This window comes from Alkalihalophilus sp. As8PL (genome assembly GCF_040939795.1).
GTDB lineage: Bacteria > Bacillota > Bacilli > Bacillales > Bacillaceae_D > Alkalihalophilus > Alkalihalophilus lindianensis.
Genome location: NZ_CP162551.1, coordinates 1,956,780 through 1,982,811 on the forward strand (window position 1 = coordinate 1,956,780; position 26,032 = coordinate 1,982,811).

Consider the following 26,032-nt stretch of genomic DNA (forward strand, 5'->3'; position numbering starts at 1 on the left):
TAAGATAGATGTTAACAATAGAAGGAAAAAGGAAAGACTGTGAGGTGAACATAGTGGAATTTGATACAATAGCAGCGATTTCTACTGCGCTTGGAGAAGGTGCTATAGGAATTGTACGATTAAGCGGTGATGAGGCGGTTACGATTGCAGATAAGATTTATCAAGGGGCCAAGCCGTTAGAGGAAGCAGCTTCTCATACAATTGTGTACGGCTATATTATGGACCAAGACGTACGAGTTGAAGAAGCAATGGTGTCGATCATGAGGGCACCACGGACTTTTACGCGTGAAGATGTCGTTGAGATTAACTGTCATGGTGGGCTCGTATCGGTTAATAAAGTTCTACAATTAGCTTTAAAACATGGTGCTAGATTGGCTGAACCTGGTGAATTTACGAAACGAGCTTTTTTAAATGGTCGAATTGATCTATCACAAGCTGAGGGAGTTATGGACTTAATTCGTGCGAAAACAGATAAGGCAATGAATGTAGCACTCGGACAAGTCGAGGGGCGTCTTTCAAAGAAAATTTCAACACTACGACAAGCGCTACTAGAAACAGTTGCACATGTAGAAGTGAACATTGATTATCCAGAGTATGATGCTGAAGTCATGACTCATGAGTTATTAATTGAAAAGGCCAGCTTTGTAGAACGGGAAATTGATAAGCTACTCGGCACAGCAAACCAAGGAAAGATTTTACGTGAAGGCTTATCGACGGTCATCATCGGTCGTCCGAATGTTGGTAAATCTTCTTTATTAAATAGTTTAGTCCACGAAGAAAAAGCAATTGTAACAGATATTGCTGGTACAACTAGAGATGTAATTGAAGAGTATGTAAATGTACGCGGTGTACCATTAAAGCTTGTCGATACTGCTGGAATTAGAGAGACAGAGGATATGGTCGAAAGAATTGGTGTCGAACGATCTAGACAGGTGCTAAAAGAAGCCGAATTAATTTTACTTGTATTAAACCACGGTGAACAATTGTCTAAAGAAGATGAAGCTTTATTTGAAGCGGTTAAACATTTAAATGTTATCGTGATTGTTAATAAAACAGATGTAGAGCGAAAAATTGATCTAGGACGAGTGAAGCAGTTAGCTGAAGGGCGTCCAGTTGTGACGACTTCTCTCATTAAAGATGAAGGTGTAGATGAGCTCGAAGCTGCGATTGCCTCCTTATTTTTTGAAGGTGATTTAGAGGGCGGGGATGCAACATATGTATCTAATTCCCGTCATATCGCACTACTTGAACAAGCAAAGTCAACCATTCAAGATGCAATGGCTGCAATTGATATGGGTGTTCCTATTGATCTTATTCAAATTGATATTACAAGAACGTGGGAGCTTTTAGGTGAAATTATTGGCGATAGTGTGCATGAAAGCTTGATCGATCAACTGTTCTCCCAATTTTGTTTAGGGAAATAATTAGTTAAAAAAGGAGGTTTTCATATGAGTTATAATGGTGGAGAATTTGACGTCATCGTTGTAGGTGCAGGCCATGCAGGGGTAGAAGCTGGACTAGCGTCTGCGCGTATGGGGGCAAATACATTGATGTTGACACTGAATTTAGATGCTGTTGCATTTATGCCATGTAATCCTTCGGTTGGAGGTCCTGCAAAAGGGATTGTCGTTCGTGAAATTGACGCTCTAGGTGGAGAAATGGCTCGTAATATTGATAAAACACATATTCAAATGAGAATGTTGAATACAGGGAAAGGTCCTGCAGTTCGTGCATTGCGCGCACAAGCTGATAAATTTTTATATCAACATGAAATGAAGAAAACAATTGAGGAAGAAGAGAATTTGCTTCTTCGTCAAGGCATGGTGGAGCGCCTTATTATTGAAGACGGAGAATGCAGAGGGGTTATTACGAACACGGGAGCCGAGTATCGTAGTAAGTCGGTTGTGATTACAACTGGAACTTACTTACGTGGGAAAATTATTTTAGGTGAGCTTGCTTATGAGAGTGGTCCTAATAACATGCAGCCATCTGTGCAGCTATCGTACCACTTACAAGAGCTTGGTTTTGATATGGTACGTTTCAAAACAGGAACGCCGCCTCGAGTGAACGGAAATACAATTGACTATGATAAAACAGAAATTCAACCTGGTGATGATGTACCACGTGCATTTTCATATGAAACCACTAAATACATCACCGATCAATTGCCATGCTGGTTAACCTATACCGGTGAAGAGACTCATCAAATTATTAACAATAACTTATCTCGTTCTCCAATGTACTCTGGAATGATTGAAGGAACAGGTCCTCGTTATTGTCCTTCTATTGAGGATAAAATCGTACGTTTCAATGACAAACCTCGTCATCAAATCTTCTTAGAGCCGGAAGGTAGGAATACAACGGAAGTTTACGTTCAAGGTTTATCAACAAGTTTACCAGAAGATGTTCAATTAAATATCCTTAAATCCATTCCTGGCCTTGAAAATGTCCGCATGATGCGTCCTGGTTATGCGATTGAATATGATGCCATCGTACCTACGCAATTATGGCCTACACTAGAAACGAAAAAGGTTCCTGGTTTATTTACTGCAGGTCAAATCAATGGTACATCTGGTTATGAGGAAGCTGCTGGTCAAGGAATTATGGCTGGTATTAATGCAGCTCGTAAGGCCCAAGGACATGAAGGTTTGATTTTAGATCGTTCAGAGGCGTATATTGGTGTACTGATTGATGATTTGATCACAAAAGGAACAAACGAACCGTACCGTTTATTAACATCTCGTGCAGAGTACCGCCTCTTGTTACGTCATGATAATGCGGATTTGCGTTTGACAGAAAAAGGCTATGAGATTGGCTTAGTAAGTGAAGATCGCTTTAAGCGATTCGAAGCGAAAAAAGCAAAAATTGCAGCTGAAAAAAAACGTCTAGAAAAGATCATTATTAAGCCTTCGGAAGAAGTGGCTGCATTACTTGAAGAAGTAGGATCTACACCGCTGCAAGAAGCGGTTCGTGCATCACTGTTATTAAAACGTCCTGAGTTAACGTATCCTAATGTGGCTAGAATCATCCCTGCATCAGATACACCTATTAGTGAGGATGTAGGCGAGCAAGTTGAGATACAAGTGAAGTATGAAGGTTATATCGAAAAACAACTTCAACAAGTAGAGCGTTCGAAAAAAATGGAAAATAAGAAGATTCCTGAGGATCTTGATTATCATGCCATTAATGGATTAGCGACAGAGGCAAGGCAGAAGTTAAGCGAAGTACGTCCTCTATCAGTCGGACAAGCATCAAGGGTATCAGGGGTGAATCCAGCTGATATTTCGATTTTACTTGTGTATTTAGAACAAGGGAGATTGGCGAAGATTAAGTAAAGGCTTGTAATGGAGGCTATGTATGAGTAAAGACGTATTTGTATCATTAGTGAAGGAACAAGGGATTGAATTATCAGCTAAGCAATTGCATCAATTTGATCGTTATTTTGAAATATTGGTGGAATGGAATGAAAAAATGAATCTTACGGCCTTAACGAGCGAAGAAGATGTATATATTAAGCATTTTTATGATTCTATTTCCGCCGGTTTCTTCTATTCATTTGAAGCGGGACAAAAAATCATTGATGTGGGTGCAGGTGCAGGCTTTCCTAGCATTCCACTGAAAATAATCTACCCTGATTTACATGTTAGTATTGTTGATTCTCTTAAAAAGCGTATAGGATTTTTAGAGCATTTAGCAACAGAGCTTGAATTAGAAGGGGTAGCCTTTTATCATGATCGTGCAGAGACATTTGGGCAAAATCCTGCTCATAGAGAACAGTATGATATCGTGACTGCACGTGCAGTCGCTAGAATGTCAGTATTAGCTGAACTGTGCATACCGCTTGTTAAAGTAGGCGGCGACTTTATTGCGATGAAAGGTGCAGGAGCAGAAGGTGAGTTAGCAGATGCTGAAAATGCCTTGAAGCAATTAGGGGCAAAAGTGAAAAAGGACTATACCTTTAAATTGCCAATTGAAGAAAGTGAGCGTCATATCACAGTCATTGAAAAACAAAAAGCAACGAAAAAGAAATATCCTAGAAAGCCGGGAACACCAAATAAACAACCATTATAGGTCATGTTTCATATGAAACATGACCTTTCTCCCTCGGTCAATATGTAAGGTTTTACTTGACGGTATGGAGTAAGCAGGATATAAAAGAACTAGGAATAAAAGAAGGAACTAGGCAGTCTCTGTCGAATATAGCAAGACGGTTATTATCAGAAGGTGGTGTCAGGCGATGAAGCAACCGTTTTCACGCCTATTTGGCTTTAGTGATAAGCATGAAGAGGTTGAAGCGAGTGGAAATGAAGAAGTACAACAAATTGCGATTGCAGATATTGTTCCGAACCGTTTTCAACCACGGACTGTATTTGATGAAGAGCGGATCGAGGAGCTTGCTCAAACAATCCGCACACATGGAGTCATTCAGCCAATTGTTGTACGTGAACGCGATGGGAAGTATGAATTAATTGCAGGTGAACGTAGGTGGAGAGCTGTTACAAAGCTTGGTTGGGAGAAGATTCCTGCTTTAGTTAAGGAATTCAACGATTCTCAAACAGCATCTATTGCTTTAATTGAAAACCTGCAGCGTGAGGGATTAACTTCGATTGAAGAAGCAATTGCGTATGCGAAATTAATTGAACTTCATGGACTAACACAGGAAAGCTTGGCGCAACGATTAGGCAAAGGTCAATCGACCGTCGCGAATAAATTACGTCTGCTTCATCTGCCTGAGCCAGTCCAGCATGCTATTTTAGAACGTCATATATCAGAACGTCATGCAAGAGCATTACTCGCTTTAAAAGACGAAGAGCTCCAAGTAAAGCTTCTTGAAGAGATTATCGAGAAGCATTTAAATGTGAAGCAAACCGAAGAAAAAGTACGTATGCACTTAGATGGTCAACCTGAACCTAAGAAAAAAGCAACTCGTAAGTCTTATTCAAAAGACATGAGAATTGCGATGAATACAATCCGTCAATCAGTAGATATGGTCTTAAAAAGTGGATTGCACGTTGATGCTGATGAGGAAGAAAACGACGAATTCTATCAATTTACTATTCGTATACCGAAGAAATAATCTATCGATTTTCGATAGATTATTTTTATGAGGAAAAACGAATGTGTAACATCGAAAGAAATTTTAAACTCACGCAACTTTCTAAAATTTTCAATGGAAACTATGTTAAAATGAAGTGAAACTTATCTATTAAATCAACCTGCTCATACAACATGTGTGAGATAGCTAGAGATAAAGTAAGGTGAACAGAAAGTGGGTGACAGCATGGCTAAAGTCATTGCTGTAGCAAATCAAAAAGGTGGCGTTGGCAAGACAACAACTGCTGTCAATCTAAGTGCTTGTTTAGCTTATATTGGGAAAAAAGTTTTATTAGTCGACATAGATCCTCAAGGAAATGCAACAAGTGGGGTTGGTGTCGAAAAGGGTGACGTGGATGAATGTGTGTACGATATTTTAGTTGAAGATGTTGAGGCAAGTAAAGTGATCAAACAAACAACTGTAGAGAATCTACATGTGCTGCCTTCAACTATTCAACTATCAGGAGCAGAAATAGAGTTAGTTCCAACGATTTCAAGGGAAGTTCGCTTGAAGCGAGCTCTACAACCTGTCGCTAAAGACTATGATTATATTTTTATTGATTGTCCGCCGTCTTTAGGGCTCTTGACCATCAATGCTCTAACCGCTTCAGATAGCGTGCTCATTCCTGTTCAGTGTGAATATTACGCATTAGAAGGATTAAGTCAGCTTTTAAATACAGTTCGACTTGTGCAAAAGCATTTGAATACGGACCTAGCCATTGAAGGTGTGTTATTAACGATGCTAGATGCTCGTACAAATTTAGGTATTCAAGTAATTGATGAAGTGAAAAAATATTTTCGTGAAAAAGTGTTCGATACGATCATTCCTAGAAATGTTCGTTTGGGAGAAGCACCTAGTCACGGTAAACCGATTATCATTTATGATGCGAAATCACGTGGTGCCCATGTATATGTAGATTTAGCAAAGGAAGTGGTGTCTAGTGGCTAAAGGATTAGGCAAAGGATTACAAGCGTTTTTTCCAGAGAATAATGAACAGCAAGATCAAGTACAGGAAATGGCTATAAACGAGTTGAGGCCGAACCCTTATCAACCACGTAAACTTTTTTCAGATAAAGCCATTTCTGAGCTGGCAGATTCTATTAAAAGCCATGGTATCCTACAACCAATCATTGCCAGAAAGAGTATTAAAGGGTATGAAATCGTTGTAGGTGAAAGAAGGTATAGAGCAGCCCAAAAAGCTGGACTCAAAACCGTTCCAGTTGTTGTACGTGAACTTGATGAACAGAAGATGATGGAACTTGCTTTAATTGAGAACCTGCAGCGCGAAGACTTAAATCCTATTGAAGAGGCGATGGCCTACGAAAAGTTAATGGAACATCTCAATTACACGCAAGAGCAATTAGCTAGTCGACTTGGTATGAGCCGCCCGCATATTGCCAATCATATTCGCTTACTTCAATTGCCAAAGGTTGTTCAGGAATTTATTTCTGAGGGAACATTATCAATGGGGCATGGCAGAGCTTTGCTTGGTGTTAAAGATAAACAAAAGCTTTCGATCTTAATTGAAAAGATTATTGAAGATCGTTTAAGTGTGCGTGAGGTAGAAGAGTTAGTGAATCAATTAAATGATCGTGTTTCACGTGAAACATCACGTAAGAAGATTCAACTAACCCCACAATTAAAAGAACATCAAGACTACTTACGTTCACGTTTTGGTACATCGGTTTCCATTAAGCCTGGAAAAAACAAAGGGAAAATTGAAATTGATTATTTCTCTGAAGATGACCTTGAACGTATTTTAACATTGTTACAATCAGAGCAATCTTGAAGATTGAGTATGAAGGAGTCATCAACGTAAATGATGACTTCTTTTTCTATCATTTTTATAAAGGAGAGTCTTAATGATTTATTTCGATCACGCTGCTTCCTCTTACCCTAAACCTGCAACTGTGGGTGAAGCGATGCTTGAGGCAGTGAATGAATATGCAGCGAATCCTGGGCGAGGTGGCCATCAATTAGCGGAAAGAGCGAGAATGGTCATTCAAGAGGCTAGAAAAGAAATTGCCACGTTTTTTAATGCGCCAAGTGGAAAGCATGTGTGGTTTTATCAAAATGCGACGATGGCTCTTAATCAAGCGATAGGTGGTTTTCCATTTGTAGCTGGTGACCAAATTGTCACGACTGCCTTTGAACATAATTCGGTTTTACGTCCTGTTCATAGATTGACACAAACCAAGCAAATAGAAACGACTTATATAAAACCAAATGATGACGGCATTATTTCTATGGTGGAAATGACCGAGGCAGTAACAAGTAAAACAAAAGCGATTGTGATCTCGCATGCCTCCAACGTAACTGGGGCAATTGTAGACATCCAAGCTGTTTCTAAACTAGCAAAAAGAGTAGGCGCTATATTGATTGTCGATGCTTCGCAAACAGCCGGAACGATCTCGATTGATATGGAGAGAGATGGTATTGACCTATTAGCATTTGCTGGACATAAAAGTTTGCTTGGACCTCAAGGGACAGGGGTTTTGCTTTCTAAAAAAGATTATAATCTCGAACCTTTAATGCATGGTGGAACGGGGAGCTATTCTGAAAGTAGCGAGCAACCGACTGAATGGCCAGATCGTTATGAGGCAGGGACATTAAATACACCAGGAATTGCTGGCTTATTAGCCGGTTTAAAAGAAGTCAATGCACTCGGAATTGAAAAGATTTATTCTCATGAACAAGCCTTATTAAAGGAACTGCTAAGTGGATTTAATCAAATAGAAGAAATAGAAGTATTCGGACCTACCCGACTTGAAGATCGGTTAGCTGTTTGCTCGTTTCGTTTAAATAATGTAGAAAGTCACGAGTTAGCTTTTATATTAGATGAACACTATCGAATCGCCGTAAGAGCAGGATTACATTGTGCCCCGATGACTCACCATCAATTAAATACAGTAGATACCGGGCTTGTCAGAGTAAGCTTTGGACCATATAACACAATAGAAGAAGTAAGAAAATTAGTAGAGGCATTAGTAGAGATAGAGCAAGCATTTTAGGAGAGTAGGAGAGTTATAAGATGGTGTTAACAGGTACGATTGTAAATGGTCTCGCTATTATAGTAGCTGCGTGTATCGGGCTTTTAGTAAGAGGCATTCCGGAGAGAGTGAAGACGACTGTCATGCAAGCCATTGCCCTGGCTGTTGTGGTGTTAGGGATTGATATGGGATTGAAAAGTGAGCAATTTTTAGTTGTCATTGGCAGTTTAGTCATAGGTGGAATCATTGGTGAGAAAGTTGATCTTGAAAAGCGATTGAATCAGGTTGGTGCGTTTATTGAGAGAAAGCTTGGTTCAAAAGAGGAAGGTTCTGTAGCTAAAGCATTTGTAACGACAACCCTTATCTATGTTGTCGGTGCGATGGCTGTTCTTGGTGCGCTTGATAGTGGCTTAAGGGGAGATCATTCTGTTTTATATACGAAAGCAATGTTAGATGGATTCTCAGCGATCATTTTCACTTCTACGCTTGGAATAGGTGTTATATTCTCAGCTATACCAGTCGTATTATATCAAGGGAGTATTGCTATATTCGCTACGTATATTAATGCATATGTTCCATCTGAGTTAATGGAGATGTTTATTGTTGAAATGACGGCAACTGGTGGTGTAATGATTATTGCGATTGGCTTAAATATCTTAGGTGTTTTACAAATTAGAGTGGCAAATTTATTACCGAGTATTTTAGTAGTTGCTTTTTTAGTGACTGGAATTTATCTCATATAAAAGAAAGACACCTCTTTAACGGAATCATCCGTTTTAAAGAGGTGTCTCTTTTTTTGATTTAAGAAAAATGCTTGGTTTTAAGCTGTGCAAAAGAGAAGTGGGTTTTAATCGTCTTGGAAGCTGTTGGTCAACTAAGTGAATGGCACTAGCCATAGTTTCAGCCATTTTCATAACGGTATACAGTCTCGTATTTTGTAAAACAAAGTACTCCATCATTCCACCAATATTCACAATACCGGTCATATGAATATCACCAACTGCCGGAAGTTGTTTATTTACAGCAGCACCTGGTTGAACAGGACCTGTTGCAAGTGAAATTTTACCGATGCTATTAACTCGACCTAGACAAGCATCAATCGCCAAAATATAAGGCCTATAATGCGTTTGTTCAATTTCCTTTAAGCGATCCCGAAGATTAACGGCATGCACTGGATTTTCAAGAGTTCCATATACATGAAATCGTTGAAGATCCCTCTCCTTGAGCTTCGTTCCTGTTAGTGGACCTAAAGAATCACCCGTAGAACGATCTGTTCCGATGCAAACAATGACAAGTTCGCGACGTGTGAGCTCGTTTGTGTGATTAAAAAGGCTGCGAGTTAAGGATGCTTGTGCTTCTTCCTCGTCCATGTGTACACGAATAGGTGTTAAATTATTTCCGAAAAGGCGATGGTTTGTACTCATAACATCGGCTCCTTTGCCATAGTAGTAGCAGTATACGGATATTTTTTCCTTTCTATACATATAGATTGTGAAAATTGTGAAAGAAGGAAGGAGGGTGCAGAATGTGGGTAGGTGGTTTGAAGTGGATGTTTCTAATCATTGGTACTATGATAGGAGCTGGATATGCTTCAGGGCGGGAGCTTTGGGAGTTTTTCGGGGCTGAAAGCGGACTAGCCATTTTTATATTTGCACTATTATTTACGATTTGCACAGCCATCGTTATGAGTATTAGTCACCAAAAACGTTCAGAGCATTATTTACCCATTTTACATGTGTTAATGGGGAAGCGATTAACGAAACTATATGATTTTATGATTGTGCTCTATCTCTTCTCTACAACAGTAATTATGTTAGCCGGCGGGGGAGCTACGCTTGAGGTTATCCATTTACCTTATTGGTTAGGGATTGTCTTTATTGGTGGTTGCGTTGTGTTGTTATTCGTTTGGGATACCAAAGGGATGACATCAATGAATGCAGTCGTTATTCCCATCTTAATTATTTGCTTATTAGGTGTTCTCATTGCGTTTCAATCCTTGAAAGGCTTTCCTATTGAGTTTCGCTTGGATCAACAACATAATTGGCCAGCTGCTCTTACCTTCACATCTTTAAATATTTTACCCTTAGTCGCTGTTCTAGCAGCAGTTGGTAATGAGATCCGTCATAAAGGAGAGATTTGGGTTGCTAGCTTAGGAAGTGGGCTTATATTAGGTGGAATCTCTTTTTTATATAATGAATCTTTGTTGCAAGTTGCAGGGGATATCATGTTGTATGAAATTCCGTTATTTGCAATATTGAAGCATTACCCCTATTTTATGGTATTAATTATGTCAGCTTTATTATGGATGGCGATATACACAACCGCGGCTGCTGGTATTTTTGGGTTGATCTCTAGACTTCGAGGCTATATAAAAGGGAAGGCATGGTTAATTGCTTTATTCCTTATTGCTTTAATGGCACCGCTAACAACATTTGGATTTTCGACGTTAATAAGCATTCTCTATCCTTTATATGGAGTATTAAATTTATATGTATTTGCTGCGATCTTGCTCTATCCCATTTTGCATCATGCTGCGAATGCAAAATAGACTAAAATGATTTTACTAGTCTCCCTCATCATTTGATTTTGGTGTATAATACTAGCAATAAAACGGATGAATTGGATAGGGGGACCTAGGATGACCGATAAAGAATTTGCACTTGGGGATATTGTTGAAATGAAAAAACAGCATCCATGTGGTGAGAACCGCTGGAAAATCATTCGTATGGGAATGGACGTTCGAATTAAATGCTTGGGTTGTCAACATAGTGTCATGCTTCCAAGGAAAGATTTCTCTAAAAAGATGAAACGTATTTTGGAAAAGGCTCCGCTTTCTTAAAAATATAAACATAAAACAAGGTAATGATCATGATCATTACCTTGTTTTTTTATGGGTCTCTATCTATAATTGGTAGGGATATTAGAGAATAAGATCACACTAGTGAATCTGAATATAAAAGGAAGTGAGCCATTATGGCATTAACAACTGGCATTGTTGGATTACCGAACGTAGGAAAATCAACGCTTTTTAATGCGATTACACAAGCAGGAGCAGAATCTGCAAACTATCCATTCTGTACCATTGATCCGAACGTAGGGATTGTAGAAGTACCTGATCACCGTCTTCAAAAATTAACAGAACTTGTAGACCCTAAAAAAACAGTTCCAACGGCTTTTGAATTTACTGATATTGCGGGAATTGTAGAAGGTGCAAGTAAAGGTGAAGGGCTAGGAAACAAATTCTTATCTCATATTCGCCAAGTAGATGCAATTTCACATGTGGTGCGTTGCTTCAGCGATGATAACATTACTCATGTATCAGGTAGTGTTAATCCATTAAATGATATCGAAGTCATTAATCTTGAGTTAATCTTAGCTGATTTTGAATCAGTAGAAAAGCGAATTACTCGAGTGGCCAAGCTTGCTAAAACAAAAGATAAAGAAGCTGTAGCTGAACTTGAAGTACTAGAGCTTTTACGTGATGCATTTGAAGAAGAAAAGCCTGCAAGAAGCATTGAATTTACTGAAGACCAAGATAAAATCGTTAAGCAACTTCACCTTCTAACTAGTAAGCCAGTACTTTATGTGGCAAATGTAAGTGAAGAAGATTTATTATCACCAGAGGATAATGATTATGTGAAGCAAGTAAAAGAGTTTGCAGCTGGTGAAAATAGTGAAGTGATCGTTGTGTGTGCGAAAATTGAGTCTGAAATCTCCGAGCTTGATGGTGATGAGAAGCAAATGTTCCTAGAAGAGCTCGGCATCGAAGAATCTGGCCTTGATCAATTAATTCGTGCAGCTTACAATTTACTTGGTCTTGAAACCTATTTCACAGCAGGTGTTCAAGAAGTTCGTGCATGGACATATCGTAAAGGGACAAAAGCTCCTCAAGCAGCAGGAATCATTCATACTGACTTTGAGCGTGGATTCATTCGTGCTGAAGTGGTTTCTTATGAGGATTTAGTTGATGCCGAGTCGATGGCAGTTGCGAAAGAAAGAGGAAAAGTTCGTCTTGAAGGGAAAGAATATATCGTACAAGACGGGGATGTTGTCCACTTCCGCTTTAATGTTTAATTCTATTTATTAGATAAAGTAGATAGTAGGCTGGGGTAGTAAGAAAGTATTTTAAAGTGAGAAACGAACAATCCGTTCTTAAAATAGTTGTTGATTTCCGCTCCAATCAACGGAGCGGGAAAAAAGTAAAGTATTCTGTATAAAAAAGAGGACTCTCCATTTCAAAAATGACTGAGTCGTCTTTTTTATTTCAAGATTCATAAATATCTTTAAATGAGAATGGCAATATAGAAAATGCTGAGAAACGAACAATGGACTAATTTAGCAGATGAACTATACGGAGACTCCTGTGAGGACTAGATTGAGATCCCGGAGTGTAATAGCACGAGGAAGCTCACTAGCTCCTCACTGAAAGCGAAGTATAGTTCAAGAGCGGTGTATATTCACCCGCACCCGCGATCTTCTTGTTCATTTTATGATTGTTAAAACACACTTCCCAGGCTCTTTTCTATTGAGATGATGCTTGCACACTATGATTCATTCTGATATAATCTACTAATGCGAGTGAAATGACTCATTAGATGAGTTTTGCTCCTTGCTCCACTTATGGAGCCGTTTAGACCAAAAGGAGGTGACCGGAATGCGTAAGTACGAAATCATGTACATCATCGCTCCAAACCTAGAAGAAGCAGCTAACAAAGAGATCATCGAACGTTTTAACGGTGTTCTAACAACGAATGGTGCTGAAATCGAAAAGGTTGAGGAGATGGGTAAGCGTCGTCTAGCATACGAAATCAACGATTATCGTGAAGGTTTCTATGTTTTACTAAGCGTACAAGCTAACTCAGAAGCGATTGCAGAATTTAACCGTCTTATCAAGATTAACGACAACGTTATTCGTGTCCTAATCACAAAAGACGAAGAATAATTTATGAAAAAGTGGGAGGGGTACGGATGCTAAACCGTGTCGTACTAGTTGGGCGTTTAACTAAAGATCCAGAGCTACGCTACACACCGAGTGGAGTAGCAGTAGCGAACTTTACGCTCGCAGTCAATCGTGCATTTTCAAACCAGCAAGGAGAGCGTGAAGCAGACTTCATTAACTGTGTCGTTTGGCGTAAACCTGCTGAAAATGTTGCGAATTACCTTAAAAAAGGTAGCTTAGCGGGTGTAGACGGCCGAATCCAAACTAGAAGCTATGACAACAATGAAGGACGTCGTGTCTTTATCACAGAAGTTGTGGCTGAAAGTGTGCAATTCCTAGAACCAAAAGGATCAAACCAAGGGCAAGGGAATGCATTTCCTTCTGGCGGATCACCAACTGGTGGTAACGATTATAGCAGACAGAATCAACAGCCCAATCGTCAATCTGGTGGATTTAATGATGATCCATTTGCCAATGATGGCAAGCCAATTGACATTTCGGATGATGATCTACCGTTTTAATCCCTCTTCTGCTTATACAACGAAATGCGTGTATTACCATAAACCATTTTTATTGAAAGGAGTGCTGTCCTATGGCTCGTCGTGGTCGTCCAAAGCGTCGTAAGGTTTGTTTCTTCACTGTAAACAAAATTACGAAAATCGATTACAAAGATACGGATCTTCTAAAGCGTTTCATCTCTGAGCGTGGAAAAATTCTTCCTCGCCGTGTAACTGGAACGTCTGCTAAGTATCAACGTCAACTTACAACAGCAATCAAGCGTTCTCGTCAAATCGCATTATTGCCGTATGTAAATGATGTTAACTAATAGCATATAATAAAGCATGGTAGAGCTTCTACCATGCTTTTTATTTTAATAAAGCATCGAGATTAATTGGTTCTCCTTGATATTTTACGTCCTTATGCTCTTTTTAAGTGTTAGTAAGCCAAGGAAGCTTTAATTTTAATCATAATTACGCTAAAATAGACAAGGATATGAGAAACTGTCAAAACCTCTTTCGTGTAAAGAGGCTTTCGGAATTGTACTGAAAGTTAAATGAGGTGAATGTGTGAAACAAACAAGAACGCTCACAGAAGGGGCTATACTTGCTGCTCTTTTTGTCAGTTTATTAGCCATCACGCTGTATGTCCCGTTCGCTGCCTATATAACCATGTGGGCATTGCCACTGCCATTTATCCTTTTTGTTGTGAGAAGAGGATTAAAGCCAGGATTGATGCTACTCGTGGTAGCGATATTGCTCTCATTTATGATTGCAGGTTTACTAGGGCTTCCTGGGGCATTATTCTTTGGGGCGGCGGGCCTCGTTATTGGTGAATTGTACCGTAGAAAGCTAGCACCCTTTAATGTATTAATTGGTGGAAGCTTAATTTATATGCTTAACATGTTACTCGTGTATGTGGGTTTAACATTGTTTATGGATGAGAATCCAATTCAGTTTATGACGGCTCTGCTACGTGAACAAATCCAACTAGCTGAAGCCACATTAATTGGGATGGGACAAGATCCATCAGATTCTTTAGCCCCAATGTATGAAATGACTGAGATGATTGTGCATCTGGTTCCTATTATGATTATTATGAGTGGTATTGGACTGGCCATATTAACGGTTTTACTTGCCACTGTTATTTTACGCAGACTCGGGAACAAGGTTGAGAAATTCCCACCATTTAGAGATTGGCAATTTCCAAAGTCTTTCTTGTGGTATTACTTAATTGTGATGATTCTCTTACTTGTCGGACAAGAAGAAGGCTCTACAATGTATATTATTGTGTGGAACCTCCTGCCGCTGCTTGAAATTGTAATGATGGTTCAAGGTTTTGCGTTTATATTTTATTATTGTTACCATAAAAAAGTTAACCGAGCACTTCCGATTATTATTGTTATTGTGACATTGATTGTTAACCCTTTGACACAGATCATTCGAATTATAGGGATTATTGATTTAGGCTTTGATTTACGTAAACGAATCAAAAGCGAGAAGAAATAGGAGCTGACACTATGCCGAAGTTCTTAATGAAGCGGTGGCATGGCTACCACGTAATCGCTCTTTTTGCTGTGGCAGTGATTTTTAGTAGTGTATTAATGATCTATCACTGGCAAATGGGCGTCATTGGTTTATTCATATTAGGTGTGCTGGCCATCTACACGTCCCAGGCGCGATTTGCGTTTGAACGTGACTTAGAAGCGTATATCCAAACGCTGTCCTACCGTGTAAATAAGGCGGGGGAAGAGGCAGTCATGAAGATGCCTGTTGGTATTCTCCTTTATAATGATGAAAAAATGATCCAGTGGGTTAATCCTTTTGTGAGTCAACATATTGCTAATGACTTAATTGATAAACAATTAGAGGACCTGCATGATGACCTTGTTCCAATGATTGAAGATCAAGTGGAAACAAATGTCATTACAGTGGGTTCAAGGTCTTATCACGTCACTTTTGAACCAACAGAACGTCTCATTTACTTTCTTGATGTGACTGAAAAAGCAGAGACTCAAGAGTTATATGAAGACACGAAAACGGTTGTTTCTCTCATTTATCTAGATAATTATGATGAAGTGACTCAAGGAATGGAAGATCAAGTTAGAAGTCGCTTAATGAGCCAAGTGACGTCTTCTTTAAATAAGTGGGCAAATGATAATGATATTTTATTGCGTAGAACAGCGTCTGACCGTTTTGTCGCGATTATGAACTATAAATCATTAAAACAAATAGAAGAAATTCGTTTTGATGTCCTAGATGAAATTAGAACATTAACGGGTAAAGAAAAAGTACCAATTACCTTAAGTATTGGGGTTGGTACAGGTGAGACGTCTTTACGTGAACTAGGTAAGCTTGCACAGTCAAGTTTAGACTTAGCACTCGGTCGTGGTGGGGATCAAGTAGCGATCAAGCAAAAGAATGGAAAAGTACGTTTTTATGGCGGGAAATCCAATGCGATGGAAAAACGTACACGAGTTAGAGCAAGAGTTATTTCTCATGCTTTACGTGATTTCGTTCTTGAAAGTGACCGTGTCATTATTATGGGACATAAAAACCCCGATATGGATTCAATTGGAGCAGCTATTGGCGTGTTGAAAATTGCTGAAGTGAATGGGAAGGAGGGCTTTATTGTCCTTGACCCTAATGACATTAACCATGATGTTCAAAAGTTAATGGAAGAAGTCGAAAGTCACGAAGATCTATGGTCGCAATTTGTCACACCTGATGAAGTTCTTGACTATGTGACCGATCAAACATTATTAGTCGTCGTCGATACCCATAAGCCATCTCTTGTAATGGAGCCAAAATTGTTGCCAAGGGTCGATCGTATAATTGTGCTTGATCATCACAGACGTGGAGAAGAGTTTATAGATGATCCTGTTTTGGTGTATATGGAGCCATATGCCTCATCTACAGCCGAATTGGTCACAGAGCTTCTTGAGTATCAACCAAAGCAGCTTAAAATGGATAGGCTTGAAGCAACGTCACTATTAGCGGGGATTATTGTCGATACAAAAAGCTTTGCTGTTCGGACAGGGGCAAGAACCTTTGATGCCGCCTCGTTCCTACGTTCAAACGGTGCGGATACGACATTGGTTCAAAAGCTGTTAAAAGAAGACATGGACCAATACGTCAAACGTGCTAAGCTAATAGAGAGAGCTGAGATGTACCGAGATGGTATGACGATTGCAATGGCAGATGAAGAAGAAAGCTTAAGCCAAATTGTGATTGCCCAAGCAGCTGATACACTTTTAACGATGAAAGATGTAGCCGCATCCTTTGTGATCTCCAAAAGAAAGGATGATGTCGTAAGCATTAGTGCACGATCACTAGGAGATGTAAATGTCCAAGTAATTATGGAACGCCTAGATGGTGGCGGACACTTATCAAATGCAGCGACTCAGCTACAAGGAGTTACACTTGATGAAGCAAGAGAGAGACTTGAAAAAGCGATTGATGAGAGTTTAGAAGGGGGACAATAAGATGAAAGTTATTTTCTTAGAAGATGTTAAAGGAAAAGGGAAAAAAGGTGAATTAAAGAACGTATCTGAAGGATATGCTCGTAACTACTTATTACCTAATAATTTAGCGGTTGAAGCAACAAAAGGAAATGTAGCCAATCTTAATGCCCAAAAGAACAGCGAACAGAAAAAAGCAGCAGAAGAGCTTGAGAAGGCAAATAAATACAAAGAAGAGCTAGAAGCCTTAACTGTAGAAATTAAAGCAAAATCTGGTGAGGGTGGGCGTTTATTCGGTGCTATTTCAACAAAACAAATAGCGGAAACACTTTCCGGTATGAAAATGAAGGTAGATAAGCGTAAAATAATGCTTAACGACCCGATTCGCTCACTGGGGTATACAAATGTCCCAATTAAAATTCATCCAGAAGTAGTTGCGACGGTTAAAGTACATGTCGTAGAAGGCGAATAACGAATAAGTGGTCTGATCTCACTAGGTGCCAAGAATATCTTGCAATCCCTAGCATGATCAGACTTTTTCATTTTTACAGAAAGGAAGTAATGCAATGAGTGATTTATTTGCTGATCGAACCCCACCGCAAAATATTGAAGCAGAACAAGCAGTATTAGGAGCGATCTTCTTAGCTGATGTAGCACTTGTCACCGCATCAGAGCGTCTCTTGCCGGATGACTTTTACCGAGCTGCTCATCAACGCGTATATGAAGTCATGCTGGATCTTGCTGAAAAAGGTGAACCGGTTGATTTAGTTACAGTAACATCCGAACTACAAGATCGTAAGTGGCTCGATGATATCGGCGGTATTGGCTATTTAAGTGATTTAGCAAATGCCGTTCCGACCGCAGCCAATGTAGAATACTATAGTCGCATTGTTGAGGAAAAATCTGTTTTACGTCGTCTGATTCGAGTCGCTACGAATATTGCAGCTGATGGCTATACGAGTGAAGATGAAGTAGATGCAATCTTAGATGATGCGGAGAAGACCATTTTAGATGTGGCACAGCGTAAAAATACGAGTGCTTTTATTTCGATAAAAGATGTCCTTGTTGAGACATATGATCAAATTGAGCTACTTCAAAATCAAAAAGGTGATATTACAGGTATTCCAACAGGCTTCATTGAACTTGATAATATGACGGCCGGCTTCCAGCGAAATGATTTAATTATTGTAGCAGCTCGCCCTTCAGTAGGTAAGACGGCTTTTGCCTTGAATATTGCTCAAAATGTCGCCACTAAAACGAGTGAAAATGTCGCGATTTTTAGTCTCGAGATGGGGGCAAGCCAGCTTGTCCAACGTATGCTTTGTGCTGAAGGGAATATTGATGCACAACGAATGCGTACAGGTGCACTTACCTCTGAGGATTGGCAAAAGCTAACGATGGCAATGGGGAGCCTTGCTAAAGCGGGAATTTATATTGATGATACCCCCGGCGTGAAAGTAAATGATATTCGTGCTAAATGCAGACGTCTTAAGCAAGAGCAAGGACTCGGGATGATCATGATTGATTACTTGCAGTTAATTCAAGGGAATGGACGTAGTGGTGAGAATCGTCAACAGGAAGTCTCTGAGATCTCTCGTACGCTAAAAGCGATCGCACGTGAGCTGGAAGTACCCGTCATTGCCCTTTCACAGCTTTCTCGTGGAGTCGAATCTCGTCAAGATAAGCGTCCAATGATGTCTGATATTCGTGAGTCAGGAAGTATTGAGCAGGATGCTGATATCGTCGCCTTCTTGTACCGTGATGATTATTATGACAAGGAATCAGAAAATCAAAATATTATTGAAATTATTATTGCGAAGCAACGTAATGGTCCAGTTGGTACCGTGGAGCTAGCATTTGTTAAAGAATATAATAAATTTGTCAATTTAGACCGACGGCATGATGAACGTGATATGCCCCCTGGTGCTTAAATATAAGCCTGCCTCTCTAATAGGAGTGCAGGTTTTTTAACGTATAGTTTAGTTAATGTAGCGTTACTCTAATGACATATCACTTTGATAAAAAGTAAAAAGGTTCATACGAACGAACTTGTGTACATTCTATTAAATGTTCGGGTTTTATTGACGATCTTCTGGTATATTGGTATACTTGTCAATGGATTTTGAAATTTCTCGGTTTAAACGTCCGAGACGGAGGTGCAACATATGTCATCAGTAGTTGTAGTAGGTACACAATGGGGCGATGAAGGTAAAGGGAAGATTACAGACTATCTTTCTGAAAAAGCTGAGGTTGTCGCTCGTTACCAAGGTGGAAACAATGCAGGACATACAATTGTTTTCGGCGGAAAGAAGTACAAACTTCACTTAATTCCGTCTGGGATTTTTTATAAAGATAAAGACTGTGTAATCGGAAACGGTATGGTTATTGATCCGAAAGCATTGGTAGAAGAATTAGCTTATTTACACGAGCGTAATGTAGATACAAGTAACTTACGTATTAGTAACCGTGCGCATGTTATTCTTCCTTATCACTTGAAACTTGATATTGTAGAAGAAGAACGTAAGGGTGCAAATAAAATTGGTACGACGAAAAAAGGAATCGGTCCTGCCTACATGGACAAGGCAGCTCGTATTGGAATTCGTATGGCTGACCTCCTAGATCGTGAAGTGTTTGAAGAGAAGCTAGAGCGTAACTTAGCTGAAAAAAATCGTATGTTTGAAAAATATTATGAAGTTGAAGGATTTACTAAAGAAGAAATCCTTGATGAGTACTACGAATATGGTCAACAAGTAGCGAAGTATGTGTGTGATACTTCCGTTGTTTTAAATGATGCACTTGATGAAGGACGTCGTGTATTATTTGAAGGTGCGCAAGGGGTTATGCTTGACCTTGATCAAGGAACATACCCATTCGTTACGTCTTCGAATCCAATTGCAGGTGGAGTGACTATCGGTTCTGGTGTAGGTCCTTCTAAAATTAATCATGTAGTAGGTGTGTCTAAAGCATACACGACTCGTGTAGGTGATGGCCCATTCCCAACTGAGCTACATGATGAAATTGGAAATAATATTCGTGAAGTAGGAAATGAATACGGAACAACAACTGGCCGTCCACGTCGTGTTGGTTGGTTTGATAGTGTAGTGGTTCGTCATGCTCGACGTGTAAGCGGTATTACAGACCTATCATTAAACTCAATTGATGTATTAACAGGAATCGAGAAGTTGAAGATTTGTACAGCTTATAAATACCGTGGCGAAGTTATTGAAGAGTTCCCAGCAAGCCTTAAAGTTCTAGCTGAGTGTGAGCCTGTTTATGAAGAGCTTCCTGGCTGGACTGAAGATATCACAGGAGTTAAATCTTTAGATGAACTTCCTGTAAATGCGCGTCATTATATTGAGCGTGTATCGCAATTAACAGGCATCCCATTAACTGTATTCTCAGTTGGACCAGACCGTAACCAAACAAATCTTGTCCGTGGTGTGTTTGCATAATCGTTTCGTAGTAAAGCCATCTAAGCTAGCTTAGATGGCTTTAACTCTTAAAAAGTTTGAGGTTAACACTATTAGATAAAAAGCAAAAATAGAGCTTGCGCAATTCCTCAAAATTCGCTATTCTTTAATGAGTGCCTAAGACATATAAAAATTTTTTAAAAAAGTTTTGAAAAAGTGTTGCAAGGATTTCTGGATCATGGTATTATAATTCTTGTCGCTGAGAGTTACAGCGAACGATGACAAGCTTTACTACTTAAAGTGAGCGTCATTATCACTAAGAGCCATTAGCTCAGTTGGTAGAGCATCTGACTTTTAATCAGAGGGTCGAAGGTTCGAGTCCTTCATGGCTCACCATTTTAAACCCAGTTTAGAATGGCCCGTTGGTCAAGCGGTTAAGACACCGCCCTTTCACGGCGGTAACACGGGTTCGAATCCCGTACGGGTCACCATTACATATTTACAATTGGTCCGGTAGTTCAGTTGGTTAGAATGCCTGCCTGTCACGCAGGAGGTCGCGGGTTCGAGTCCCGTCCGGACCGCCATTTTACTTTCATTCTTTCATGTGATAAGATGGTACAAGTGTTAAGTAAGGCTTGGTAGCTCAGTCGGTAGAGCAATGGACTGAAAATCCATGTGTCGGCGGTTCGATTCCGTCCCAAGCCACCATTTTTTGCCGGTCTAGCTCAATTGGTAGAGCAACTGACTTGTAATCAGTAGGTTGGGGGTTCAAGTCCTCTGGCCGGCACCACTTTTATTATAATCGTGCATAGGCACGCTTTTTTTATTTTCGTCTCTGTTTATTGCAGAGGCGATTTTTTGTTATATAGAAAAAAGAGGACATTCAATCGTTAATCGGGCGAAACGTTACCTCCTAAACAGTCGCCTACGCTTTTCTTTTTCCCTACGTCTTTGGGCTTCTTATGTTAGAATGTGGATAGAAACTTTTTAGTTGGAATGGAGCGATTTTTGAATGGATAAACGTATTCTCGTAGTAGATGATGAAAAGCCAATCGCTGATATATTAAAATTTAATTTAGAAAAAGAGGGTTTTAAAGTTTTTTGTGCGTACGATGGCTTAGAAGCTATTGAACAAGTAAAAAAAGAAGAGCCTGATCTTATTTTACTAGATATTATGTTACCTCATAAAGATGGAATGGAAGTCTGCCGTGAAGTACGAAAAACATATGATGTTCCGATCATTATGTTAACGGCGAAAGATTCCGAGATTGATAAAGTGTTAGGCCTAGAGCTCGGCGCAGATGATTATGTAACCAAACCATTTAGCACAAGAGAGTTATTAGCACGCGTGAAAGCAAATTTACGTCGTCGTAAAGCTGGTGCAGAAGAAACACCTACTCACAAAGAGTTGACTGTAGGTGACTTAACGATCTATCCAGACGCCTACCAAGTGAAGCGTCGCGGTGAAACGATTGAACTCACTCATAGAGAATTTGAATTGATTCATTATCTTGCAAAGCATCTGGGTCAAGTTATGACACGTGAACACTTGCTGCAAGCCGTATGGGGATATGATTATTTTGGAGATGTCAGAACGGTCGATGTAACAGTTCGTAGACTTCGTGAAAAAGTAGAAGATAATCCAAGCTATCCTAATTGGATCATTACAAGACGTGGGGTAGGCTATTACCTATCATCACCAGAAGAGCTGGAGCAAGGTTAATGGATCGAAAGGTTGGGTTTTTTAAGTCAATACAATTTAAATTAATCATCATTTATGTATTGCTTATTTTTATGGCGATGCAAATCATTGGCGTTTATTTTACAGGAAAGCTTGAAGAACAGCTTGTTTTTAATCATGATCAGATGCTAAATGAACGTGCAAACTTGCTAGGATACAATGTTGCCCAGGAAATGATGGAGCCTCGTGAAGATCGAAGTACGTTATATAGTGATATCAATGCTCTCTTAAGAGAGACATTTACGATTGAAAATGCTGAAGTTCAAGTCATTGATAGCAATAGTGAGATCCTGAGCACATCTAATTTTTCAAACCGGCATATCGTCGGTCAGCAGACGACGAAATTTAGAGTGAAACGGGCTTTACTAGGGGCGCGGGATGCTGCGATCTTACGCGATGAACAAACGGGAGATCGTGTTCAAGTTTTAGCTGTGCCCATTAAGGACCAAGAAAATAATACTCTAGGTGCGATTTACATTGAGTCCTCAATGGAAGATATTTATGATCAGATGCAGCAGATTAATAGTATTTTACTTAGTGGAACAGTAATTGCACTCTTAATTACCGCTGTACTTGTTATTTTGTTAGCAAGAACGATTACAGCCCCAATTATGGACATGCGTAAGCAAGCTCTTAGAATGGGGCAGGGTGACTTCTCTAGGCAGGTTACTGTCTATAGTACCGATGAGATCGGTCAATTAGCCTTTTCATTTAATGAATTAACGTATAAGCTTCAAGATGCCACAGCTACTCGTGCTCGTGAGCAGAAAAAATTGAGCTCTGTTTTAGCCCATATGACGGATGGTGTAATTGCCACTGATCAAAATGGTCAAATTATCTTAATGAATAAACGAGCAGAAGAATTACTCGGTGTGCAAAGCTATGAAGTCATAAAACGGTTATTACCAGATGTGCTGAGGTTACCTGAATCTTATGAGCTTGAAGATTTATTTGAGCAAACAGAATCAATCTTACTAGATTTCAGCGATGATGATCAAGAGTTTCTAATCGAAGCCAATTTCTCTGTCATTCAAGAAGAGGATGGTCCTATAAATGGACTGATTACAGTCTTGCATGATGTAACCGAGCAAGAAAAAATTGAGCAAGATCGTCGCGAATTTGTAGCGAATGTATCACATGAGCTCAGAACACCACTGACAACGATGAAAAGTTACTTAGAGGCGTTAGAGGACGGAGCACTTGAGGACCCTGAATTAGCACCACGATTTATTGGCGTTACTCAAAATGAGACTGAGCGGATGATTCGTTTAGTTAATGACCTCTTACAGCTCTCTAAAATCGATAGTCACGATTATCGTTTGACGATGAGCTGGGTTGATTTTGGTCAGTTCTTACATGAGGTGATTGATCGCTTTGAAATGGTCGCTCAAGGGCGAAATATTCACTTTACGCGACATATTTCCGGACATCCAACCTATGTTGAGGTGGATAAAGATAAATTAACACAAGTCATTGATAACATTATTTCAAATGCGATGAAATATTCTCCTGAAGGTGGAAACGTCACAACAACTCTCCTTCATCAAGGGCACAATGTGCGGGTCAGTATTTCTGATGAAGGAATGGGAATCCCGCGTGAAAACCAAGCTAAAATATTTGATCGTTTTTACCGAGTCGATAAAGCCCGTGCTAGAAGCATTGGCGGAACTGGACTTGGTCTTGCGATTGCAAAAGAATTGGTCCATGCTCATGGAGGCGAGATTTGGGTAAGTAGTGAATATGGTTCTGGTACAACGATTTACTTTACATTGCCTTACTCTACGTTTAAGGGGGGAGAGGCATGAACTACGAACACGTCAAAACAGGATTATTAATAGGCTTAGTTGGGTTAAGTATTGTTCTGACTTGGCAATTGTGGACGTTTCAGCCTGATATCAACTTCTTAGGTGAGTCGGAGGAATCTGAACGTACACCCCTAAATAATCAAGAAGTGAAAATGAGCGATGTGATAAAACCAGAGCAATTGATTACACATATAGATGGACAAACCTCGATGATCCGGCAATCAACAGAAGAGTTTGAAGCGTTCTATGAAATGCTTCTTGAAGTCGATTTGATAGAAGGGGACATGCTTGCTACAGGGCCCTTCCCGAAACAGAATGTGAGTGCAGGAATAGAAGTCGTTTTCCCTGCTGCGATTCCAACAGACATCCTTCTTGCGATGTTTGAAGTAGATCGTGATGTCTTCAACCTCCCTTCTTCTGAAGTTGATCGGCTCTACTTATATAGGGACTCAAGTGAAAATGATATTGCGATGCAGTTGTTATTTGCAGGAGATTCTAGAGTGATTGAAGTAGAGACGACCTTATCAGTCGATCAGTTTGAAGAAATGCTGCAAGGAGAGAAAATACCTGTAACAGCTATTCATTCAGGAACGAACTCCTCTCAACTTCATCAGCATGTATATATACCAACTGAACCGATAGAAGCGAGACAGATGACATATACAACAAGTCCTATTGATGTGAATTATTTTATTAATGAGCTGTTTAATGAGCCGAATTCGGTTAGGGCTAATTATGCAGATCTAGTAGAATCATATACAGATGGTAATCGGATCATCCAATTACGAAATGATGGGGAATTTATGGATTATAATAATCCTCTCTTTTCAGAAAACCAAGACCGTAGTAGTCGTCATATTGTCCAAAATAGTTATGACTTTATTAATGGTCATGGTGGATGGTCTGATCCTTATAATCTTTCAAGCTGGTCGGCAGATGATGTTCGTGAGGAAGCTGAATACTTGCTACATGTTGATGGCGTTCCAGTTATTAGTTATGAGGGACAGAGTATCATGAGGTTAAAGGTTAGCAGAATCGGAACTCAGATTGTTAGCTATGAACGTCCTCTTTTTGACCTGGATAATCAACCGGTTAATGCAATTCAACGAGTAGAGCTCCCTTCTGGTGAGGCTGTGCTAGAACGATTAGAGGAACAAGAGTTTTTTGATGAGACTAAACTTGAAAAAGTAATGGTTGGCTATGAAATGAATAAACAAAATGTGTCCTTAGTGACACTTGAACCATATTGGTATGTACTTTATGATGACCAATGGCAAAAAGTTAAATTTGATCAAGAAGCAAACGGGGAGGAGATTCAATGAATTGGAATCGCACAAAAACCATATTCATTATCACCTTCCTCTTTCTAAATATCTTTTTAACCTGGCAATTAATCGATAAAAATAATTCGAATCAAATGAACATGATTGCTCAAGCAACCATTCAAGAAGTTTTGCGAGATAACAATGTTCGAATTGATGTTGAATTACCTGAGGAGACGATCTCTGCTGGGCATGTACTGGGGAAAACTGTTCCTTTTAGTGAAAGACAGATGAGCGCTCTTAGTAACCAAGAAGCAGAATTAGTTGATGGAACGACGATTATATCGACGTTAGATGAGCCTGTGCCACTAAGAGAAGAACAGTTTTCTCAAGATTTATCTCAATTTCTAAATAGTTATGTCACAAACGGTAATGAGTATCGTTTTGGTCGATTTGACACAGAAGAGAGACAAGTACTGTTGCAACAAACGTATGAAGAAAAAACTGCCCATGCTTTTGAGGCAGAACCGCTTTTATTACAATTGAATGAGGACGGCGAAATTGTTGGATACCAACAAAGCTACTATGAGTTTGAGCCAACAGGTAGGGAGCGTGAAGTATTATCAAGCATCAAAGCGATTGAAGTATTGTTGAATGCTCAATACATCGGTGTTAATAATACGGTCACACATGTTGAGTTTGGATACTACAGCTTCTACAGTCCACAAGGAGGAGCTCAAGTATTTGCTCCGATGTGGAGAGTGACGGTAGAGGGTGAAACCTACCTTGTACATGCCATCAACCCTGAAATTCAGCAATTGTCTTAAGCAGG

The 26,032-nt window shown here is 39.6% G+C and carries 24 protein-coding genes and 5 tRNA genes; 28 read left to right on the forward strand and 1 reads right to left on the reverse strand.

Annotated elements, in window-relative coordinates; genetic code table 11:
- Positions 1–8 precede the first annotated feature (8 nt).
- From mnmE to AB3N04_RS11510, 8 genes are all read left to right on the forward strand, one after another.
- Positions 9–1,424, forward strand: coding sequence for a tRNA uridine-5-carboxymethylaminomethyl(34) synthesis GTPase MnmE (mnmE, locus tag AB3N04_RS11475; protein WP_368502932.1), 1,416 nt, complete (start codon positions 9–11; stop codon positions 1,422–1,424).
- Between the two features lie 24 nt (positions 1,425–1,448).
- Entirely contained in the window at positions 1,449–3,335 is a 1,887-nt protein-coding gene (gene mnmG, locus AB3N04_RS11480) for a tRNA uridine-5-carboxymethylaminomethyl(34) synthesis enzyme MnmG (protein ID WP_368502933.1), read from the forward strand.
- Between the two features lie 22 nt (positions 3,336–3,357).
- Positions 3,358–4,071 carry a 16S rRNA (guanine(527)-N(7))-methyltransferase RsmG gene (gene rsmG / locus AB3N04_RS11485; RefSeq protein WP_047972792.1) on the forward strand — a complete coding sequence of 238 codons (714 nt, stop codon included), beginning with the start codon at positions 3,358–3,360 and terminating at the stop codon, positions 4,069–4,071.
- 166 nt (positions 4,072–4,237) lie between these two features.
- Positions 4,238–5,077, forward strand: a complete 840-nt coding sequence (gene noc, locus AB3N04_RS11490) for a nucleoid occlusion protein (protein WP_368502934.1) — start codon at positions 4,238–4,240, stop codon at positions 5,075–5,077.
- Between the two features lie 204 nt (positions 5,078–5,281).
- A complete protein-coding gene (locus AB3N04_RS11495) occupies positions 5,282–6,043 on the forward strand; it encodes a ParA family protein (RefSeq protein WP_047972794.1) in 762 nt (253 codons plus the stop codon).
- A complete protein-coding gene (locus AB3N04_RS11500) occupies positions 6,036–6,884 on the forward strand; it encodes a ParB/RepB/Spo0J family partition protein (protein WP_047972795.1) in 849 nt (282 codons plus the stop codon). The genes AB3N04_RS11495 and AB3N04_RS11500 overlap by 8 nt, the downstream gene beginning before the upstream one ends.
- A gap of 73 nt (positions 6,885–6,957) precedes the next feature.
- Positions 6,958–8,106, forward strand: a complete 1,149-nt coding sequence (locus tag AB3N04_RS11505; protein ID WP_368502935.1) for an aminotransferase class V-fold PLP-dependent enzyme — start codon at positions 6,958–6,960, stop codon at positions 8,104–8,106.
- Positions 8,107–8,126: 20 nt separating this feature from the next.
- Positions 8,127–8,828, forward strand: coding sequence for a DUF554 domain-containing protein (locus AB3N04_RS11510; RefSeq protein ID WP_368502936.1), 702 nt, complete (start codon positions 8,127–8,129; stop codon positions 8,826–8,828).
- Positions 8,829–8,861: 33 nt separating this feature from the next.
- Here the strand turns inward: AB3N04_RS11510 and yyaC are convergent, their stop codons facing one another.
- A complete protein-coding gene (gene yyaC / locus AB3N04_RS11515) occupies positions 8,862–9,509 on the reverse strand; it encodes a spore protease YyaC (protein ID WP_317121905.1) in 648 nt (215 codons plus the stop codon).
- A 101-nt stretch (positions 9,510–9,610) separates the two neighbouring features.
- Between yyaC and AB3N04_RS11520 the strand changes: the two genes are divergently transcribed.
- The 20 genes from AB3N04_RS11520 to AB3N04_RS11615 all read left to right on the forward strand — a co-directional run bounded on the left by AB3N04_RS11520 (position 9,611) and on the right by AB3N04_RS11615 (position 26,027).
- Positions 9,611–10,633, forward strand: coding sequence for a hypothetical protein (locus tag AB3N04_RS11520; protein ID WP_317121904.1), 1,023 nt, complete (start codon positions 9,611–9,613; stop codon positions 10,631–10,633).
- Between the two features lie 90 nt (positions 10,634–10,723).
- On the forward strand, positions 10,724–10,924 hold the full coding sequence (locus tag AB3N04_RS11525) for a DUF951 domain-containing protein (protein ID WP_317121903.1): 201 nt from the start codon (positions 10,724–10,726) through the stop codon (positions 10,922–10,924).
- 134 nt (positions 10,925–11,058) lie between these two features.
- Positions 11,059–12,159 (forward strand): redox-regulated ATPase YchF, encoded by a 1,101-nt coding sequence (ychF, locus tag AB3N04_RS11530; protein WP_368502937.1) that lies wholly within the window; start codon positions 11,059–11,061, stop codon positions 12,157–12,159.
- 580 nt (positions 12,160–12,739) lie between these two features.
- The gene (gene rpsF, locus AB3N04_RS11535; RefSeq protein ID WP_317121901.1) at positions 12,740–13,027 is read left to right on the forward strand and encodes a 30S ribosomal protein S6; all 288 of its coding nucleotides are present in this window, start codon (positions 12,740–12,742) and stop codon (positions 13,025–13,027) included.
- A gap of 26 nt (positions 13,028–13,053) precedes the next feature.
- Entirely contained in the window at positions 13,054–13,545 is a 492-nt protein-coding gene (gene ssb, locus AB3N04_RS11540) for a single-stranded DNA-binding protein (protein WP_047972680.1), read from the forward strand.
- A 71-nt stretch (positions 13,546–13,616) separates the two neighbouring features.
- Positions 13,617–13,850, forward strand: coding sequence for a 30S ribosomal protein S18 (gene rpsR / locus AB3N04_RS11545; RefSeq protein WP_047972679.1), 234 nt, complete (start codon positions 13,617–13,619; stop codon positions 13,848–13,850).
- Between the two features lie 241 nt (positions 13,851–14,091).
- Positions 14,092–15,030 (forward strand): YybS family protein, encoded by a 939-nt coding sequence (locus tag AB3N04_RS11550; protein WP_368502938.1) that lies wholly within the window; start codon positions 14,092–14,094, stop codon positions 15,028–15,030.
- Positions 15,031–15,041: 11 nt separating this feature from the next.
- Positions 15,042–17,006 carry a DHH family phosphoesterase gene (locus AB3N04_RS11555; protein ID WP_368502939.1) on the forward strand — a complete coding sequence of 655 codons (1,965 nt, stop codon included), beginning with the start codon at positions 15,042–15,044 and terminating at the stop codon, positions 17,004–17,006.
- A 1-nt stretch (position 17,007) separates the two neighbouring features.
- A complete protein-coding gene (gene rplI, locus AB3N04_RS11560; protein ID WP_317121898.1) occupies positions 17,008–17,454 on the forward strand; it encodes a 50S ribosomal protein L9 in 447 nt (148 codons plus the stop codon).
- A 94-nt stretch (positions 17,455–17,548) separates the two neighbouring features.
- On the forward strand, positions 17,549–18,913 hold the full coding sequence (gene dnaB, locus AB3N04_RS11565) for a replicative DNA helicase (protein ID WP_317121897.1): 1,365 nt from the start codon (positions 17,549–17,551) through the stop codon (positions 18,911–18,913).
- Between the two features lie 234 nt (positions 18,914–19,147).
- Positions 19,148–20,434 (forward strand): adenylosuccinate synthase, encoded by a 1,287-nt coding sequence (locus tag AB3N04_RS11570; RefSeq protein ID WP_368502940.1) that lies wholly within the window; start codon positions 19,148–19,150, stop codon positions 20,432–20,434.
- 278 nt (positions 20,435–20,712) lie between these two features.
- Positions 20,713–20,788: transfer RNA gene (locus AB3N04_RS11575), tRNA-Lys, on the forward strand.
- A gap of 20 nt (positions 20,789–20,808) precedes the next feature.
- Positions 20,809–20,883: transfer RNA gene (locus tag AB3N04_RS11580), tRNA-Glu, on the forward strand.
- 16 nt (positions 20,884–20,899) lie between these two features.
- A tRNA-Asp gene (locus AB3N04_RS11585) sits at positions 20,900–20,976 on the forward strand.
- Between the two features lie 48 nt (positions 20,977–21,024).
- Positions 21,025–21,100, forward strand: a tRNA-Phe gene (locus AB3N04_RS11590).
- A 6-nt stretch (positions 21,101–21,106) separates the two neighbouring features.
- Positions 21,107–21,182, forward strand: a tRNA-Thr gene (locus AB3N04_RS11595).
- 222 nt (positions 21,183–21,404) lie between these two features.
- Positions 21,405–22,115, forward strand: a complete 711-nt coding sequence (yycF, locus tag AB3N04_RS11600) for a response regulator YycF (protein ID WP_368502941.1) — start codon at positions 21,405–21,407, stop codon at positions 22,113–22,115.
- Complete coding sequence (gene walK / locus AB3N04_RS11605) at positions 22,115–23,938, forward strand: cell wall metabolism sensor histidine kinase WalK (protein ID WP_368502942.1); 1,824 nt, start codon at positions 22,115–22,117, stop codon at positions 23,936–23,938. Before yycF ends, walK begins: the two co-directional genes overlap by 1 nt.
- Positions 23,935–25,260, forward strand: a complete 1,326-nt coding sequence (locus AB3N04_RS11610; protein ID WP_368502943.1) for a YycH family regulatory protein — start codon at positions 23,935–23,937, stop codon at positions 25,258–25,260. The genes walK and AB3N04_RS11610 overlap by 4 nt, the downstream gene beginning before the upstream one ends.
- Positions 25,257–26,027, forward strand: coding sequence for a two-component system regulatory protein YycI (locus AB3N04_RS11615; protein ID WP_368502944.1), 771 nt, complete (start codon positions 25,257–25,259; stop codon positions 26,025–26,027). Before AB3N04_RS11610 ends, AB3N04_RS11615 begins: the two co-directional genes overlap by 4 nt.
- The last annotated feature ends 5 nt before the right edge of the window (positions 26,028–26,032 follow it).

Bases quoted from the DNA above. Each gene is read 5' to 3' on its own strand.
- mnmE (WP_368502932.1), top strand. From the start codon at position 9: ATGTTAACAATAGAAGGAAAAAGGAAAGACTGTGAGGTGAACATAGTG.
- mnmG (WP_368502933.1), top strand. From the start codon at position 1,449: ATGAGTTATAATGGTGGAGAATTTGACGTCATCGTTGTAGGTGCAGGC.
- rsmG (WP_047972792.1), top strand. From the start codon at position 3,358: ATGAGTAAAGACGTATTTGTATCATTAGTGAAGGAACAAGGGATTGAA.
- noc (WP_368502934.1), top strand. From the start codon at position 4,238: ATGAAGCAACCGTTTTCACGCCTATTTGGCTTTAGTGATAAGCATGAA.
- AB3N04_RS11495 (WP_047972794.1), top strand. From the start codon at position 5,282: ATGGCTAAAGTCATTGCTGTAGCAAATCAAAAAGGTGGCGTTGGCAAG.
- AB3N04_RS11505 (WP_368502935.1), top strand. From the start codon at position 6,958: ATGATTTATTTCGATCACGCTGCTTCCTCTTACCCTAAACCTGCAACT.
- AB3N04_RS11510 (WP_368502936.1), top strand. From the start codon at position 8,127: ATGGTGTTAACAGGTACGATTGTAAATGGTCTCGCTATTATAGTAGCT.
- yyaC (WP_317121905.1), bottom strand. From the start codon at position 9,509: ATGAGTACAAACCATCGCCTTTTCGGAAATAATTTAACACCTATTCGT.
- AB3N04_RS11520 (WP_317121904.1), top strand. From the start codon at position 9,611: ATGTGGGTAGGTGGTTTGAAGTGGATGTTTCTAATCATTGGTACTATG.
- AB3N04_RS11525 (WP_317121903.1), top strand. From the start codon at position 10,724: ATGACCGATAAAGAATTTGCACTTGGGGATATTGTTGAAATGAAAAAA.
- ychF (WP_368502937.1), top strand. From the start codon at position 11,059: ATGGCATTAACAACTGGCATTGTTGGATTACCGAACGTAGGAAAATCA.
- rpsF (WP_317121901.1), top strand. From the start codon at position 12,740: ATGCGTAAGTACGAAATCATGTACATCATCGCTCCAAACCTAGAAGAA.
- ssb (WP_047972680.1), top strand. From the start codon at position 13,054: ATGCTAAACCGTGTCGTACTAGTTGGGCGTTTAACTAAAGATCCAGAG.
- rpsR (WP_047972679.1), top strand. From the start codon at position 13,617: ATGGCTCGTCGTGGTCGTCCAAAGCGTCGTAAGGTTTGTTTCTTCACT.
- AB3N04_RS11555 (WP_368502939.1), top strand. From the start codon at position 15,042: ATGCCGAAGTTCTTAATGAAGCGGTGGCATGGCTACCACGTAATCGCT.
- rplI (WP_317121898.1), top strand. From the start codon at position 17,008: ATGAAAGTTATTTTCTTAGAAGATGTTAAAGGAAAAGGGAAAAAAGGT.
- dnaB (WP_317121897.1), top strand. From the start codon at position 17,549: ATGAGTGATTTATTTGCTGATCGAACCCCACCGCAAAATATTGAAGCA.
- AB3N04_RS11570 (WP_368502940.1), top strand. From the start codon at position 19,148: ATGTCATCAGTAGTTGTAGTAGGTACACAATGGGGCGATGAAGGTAAA.
- yycF (WP_368502941.1), top strand. From the start codon at position 21,405: ATGGATAAACGTATTCTCGTAGTAGATGATGAAAAGCCAATCGCTGAT.
- walK (WP_368502942.1), top strand. From the start codon at position 22,115: ATGGATCGAAAGGTTGGGTTTTTTAAGTCAATACAATTTAAATTAATC.
- AB3N04_RS11610 (WP_368502943.1), top strand. From the start codon at position 23,935: ATGAACTACGAACACGTCAAAACAGGATTATTAATAGGCTTAGTTGGG.
- AB3N04_RS11615 (WP_368502944.1), top strand. From the start codon at position 25,257: ATGAATTGGAATCGCACAAAAACCATATTCATTATCACCTTCCTCTTT.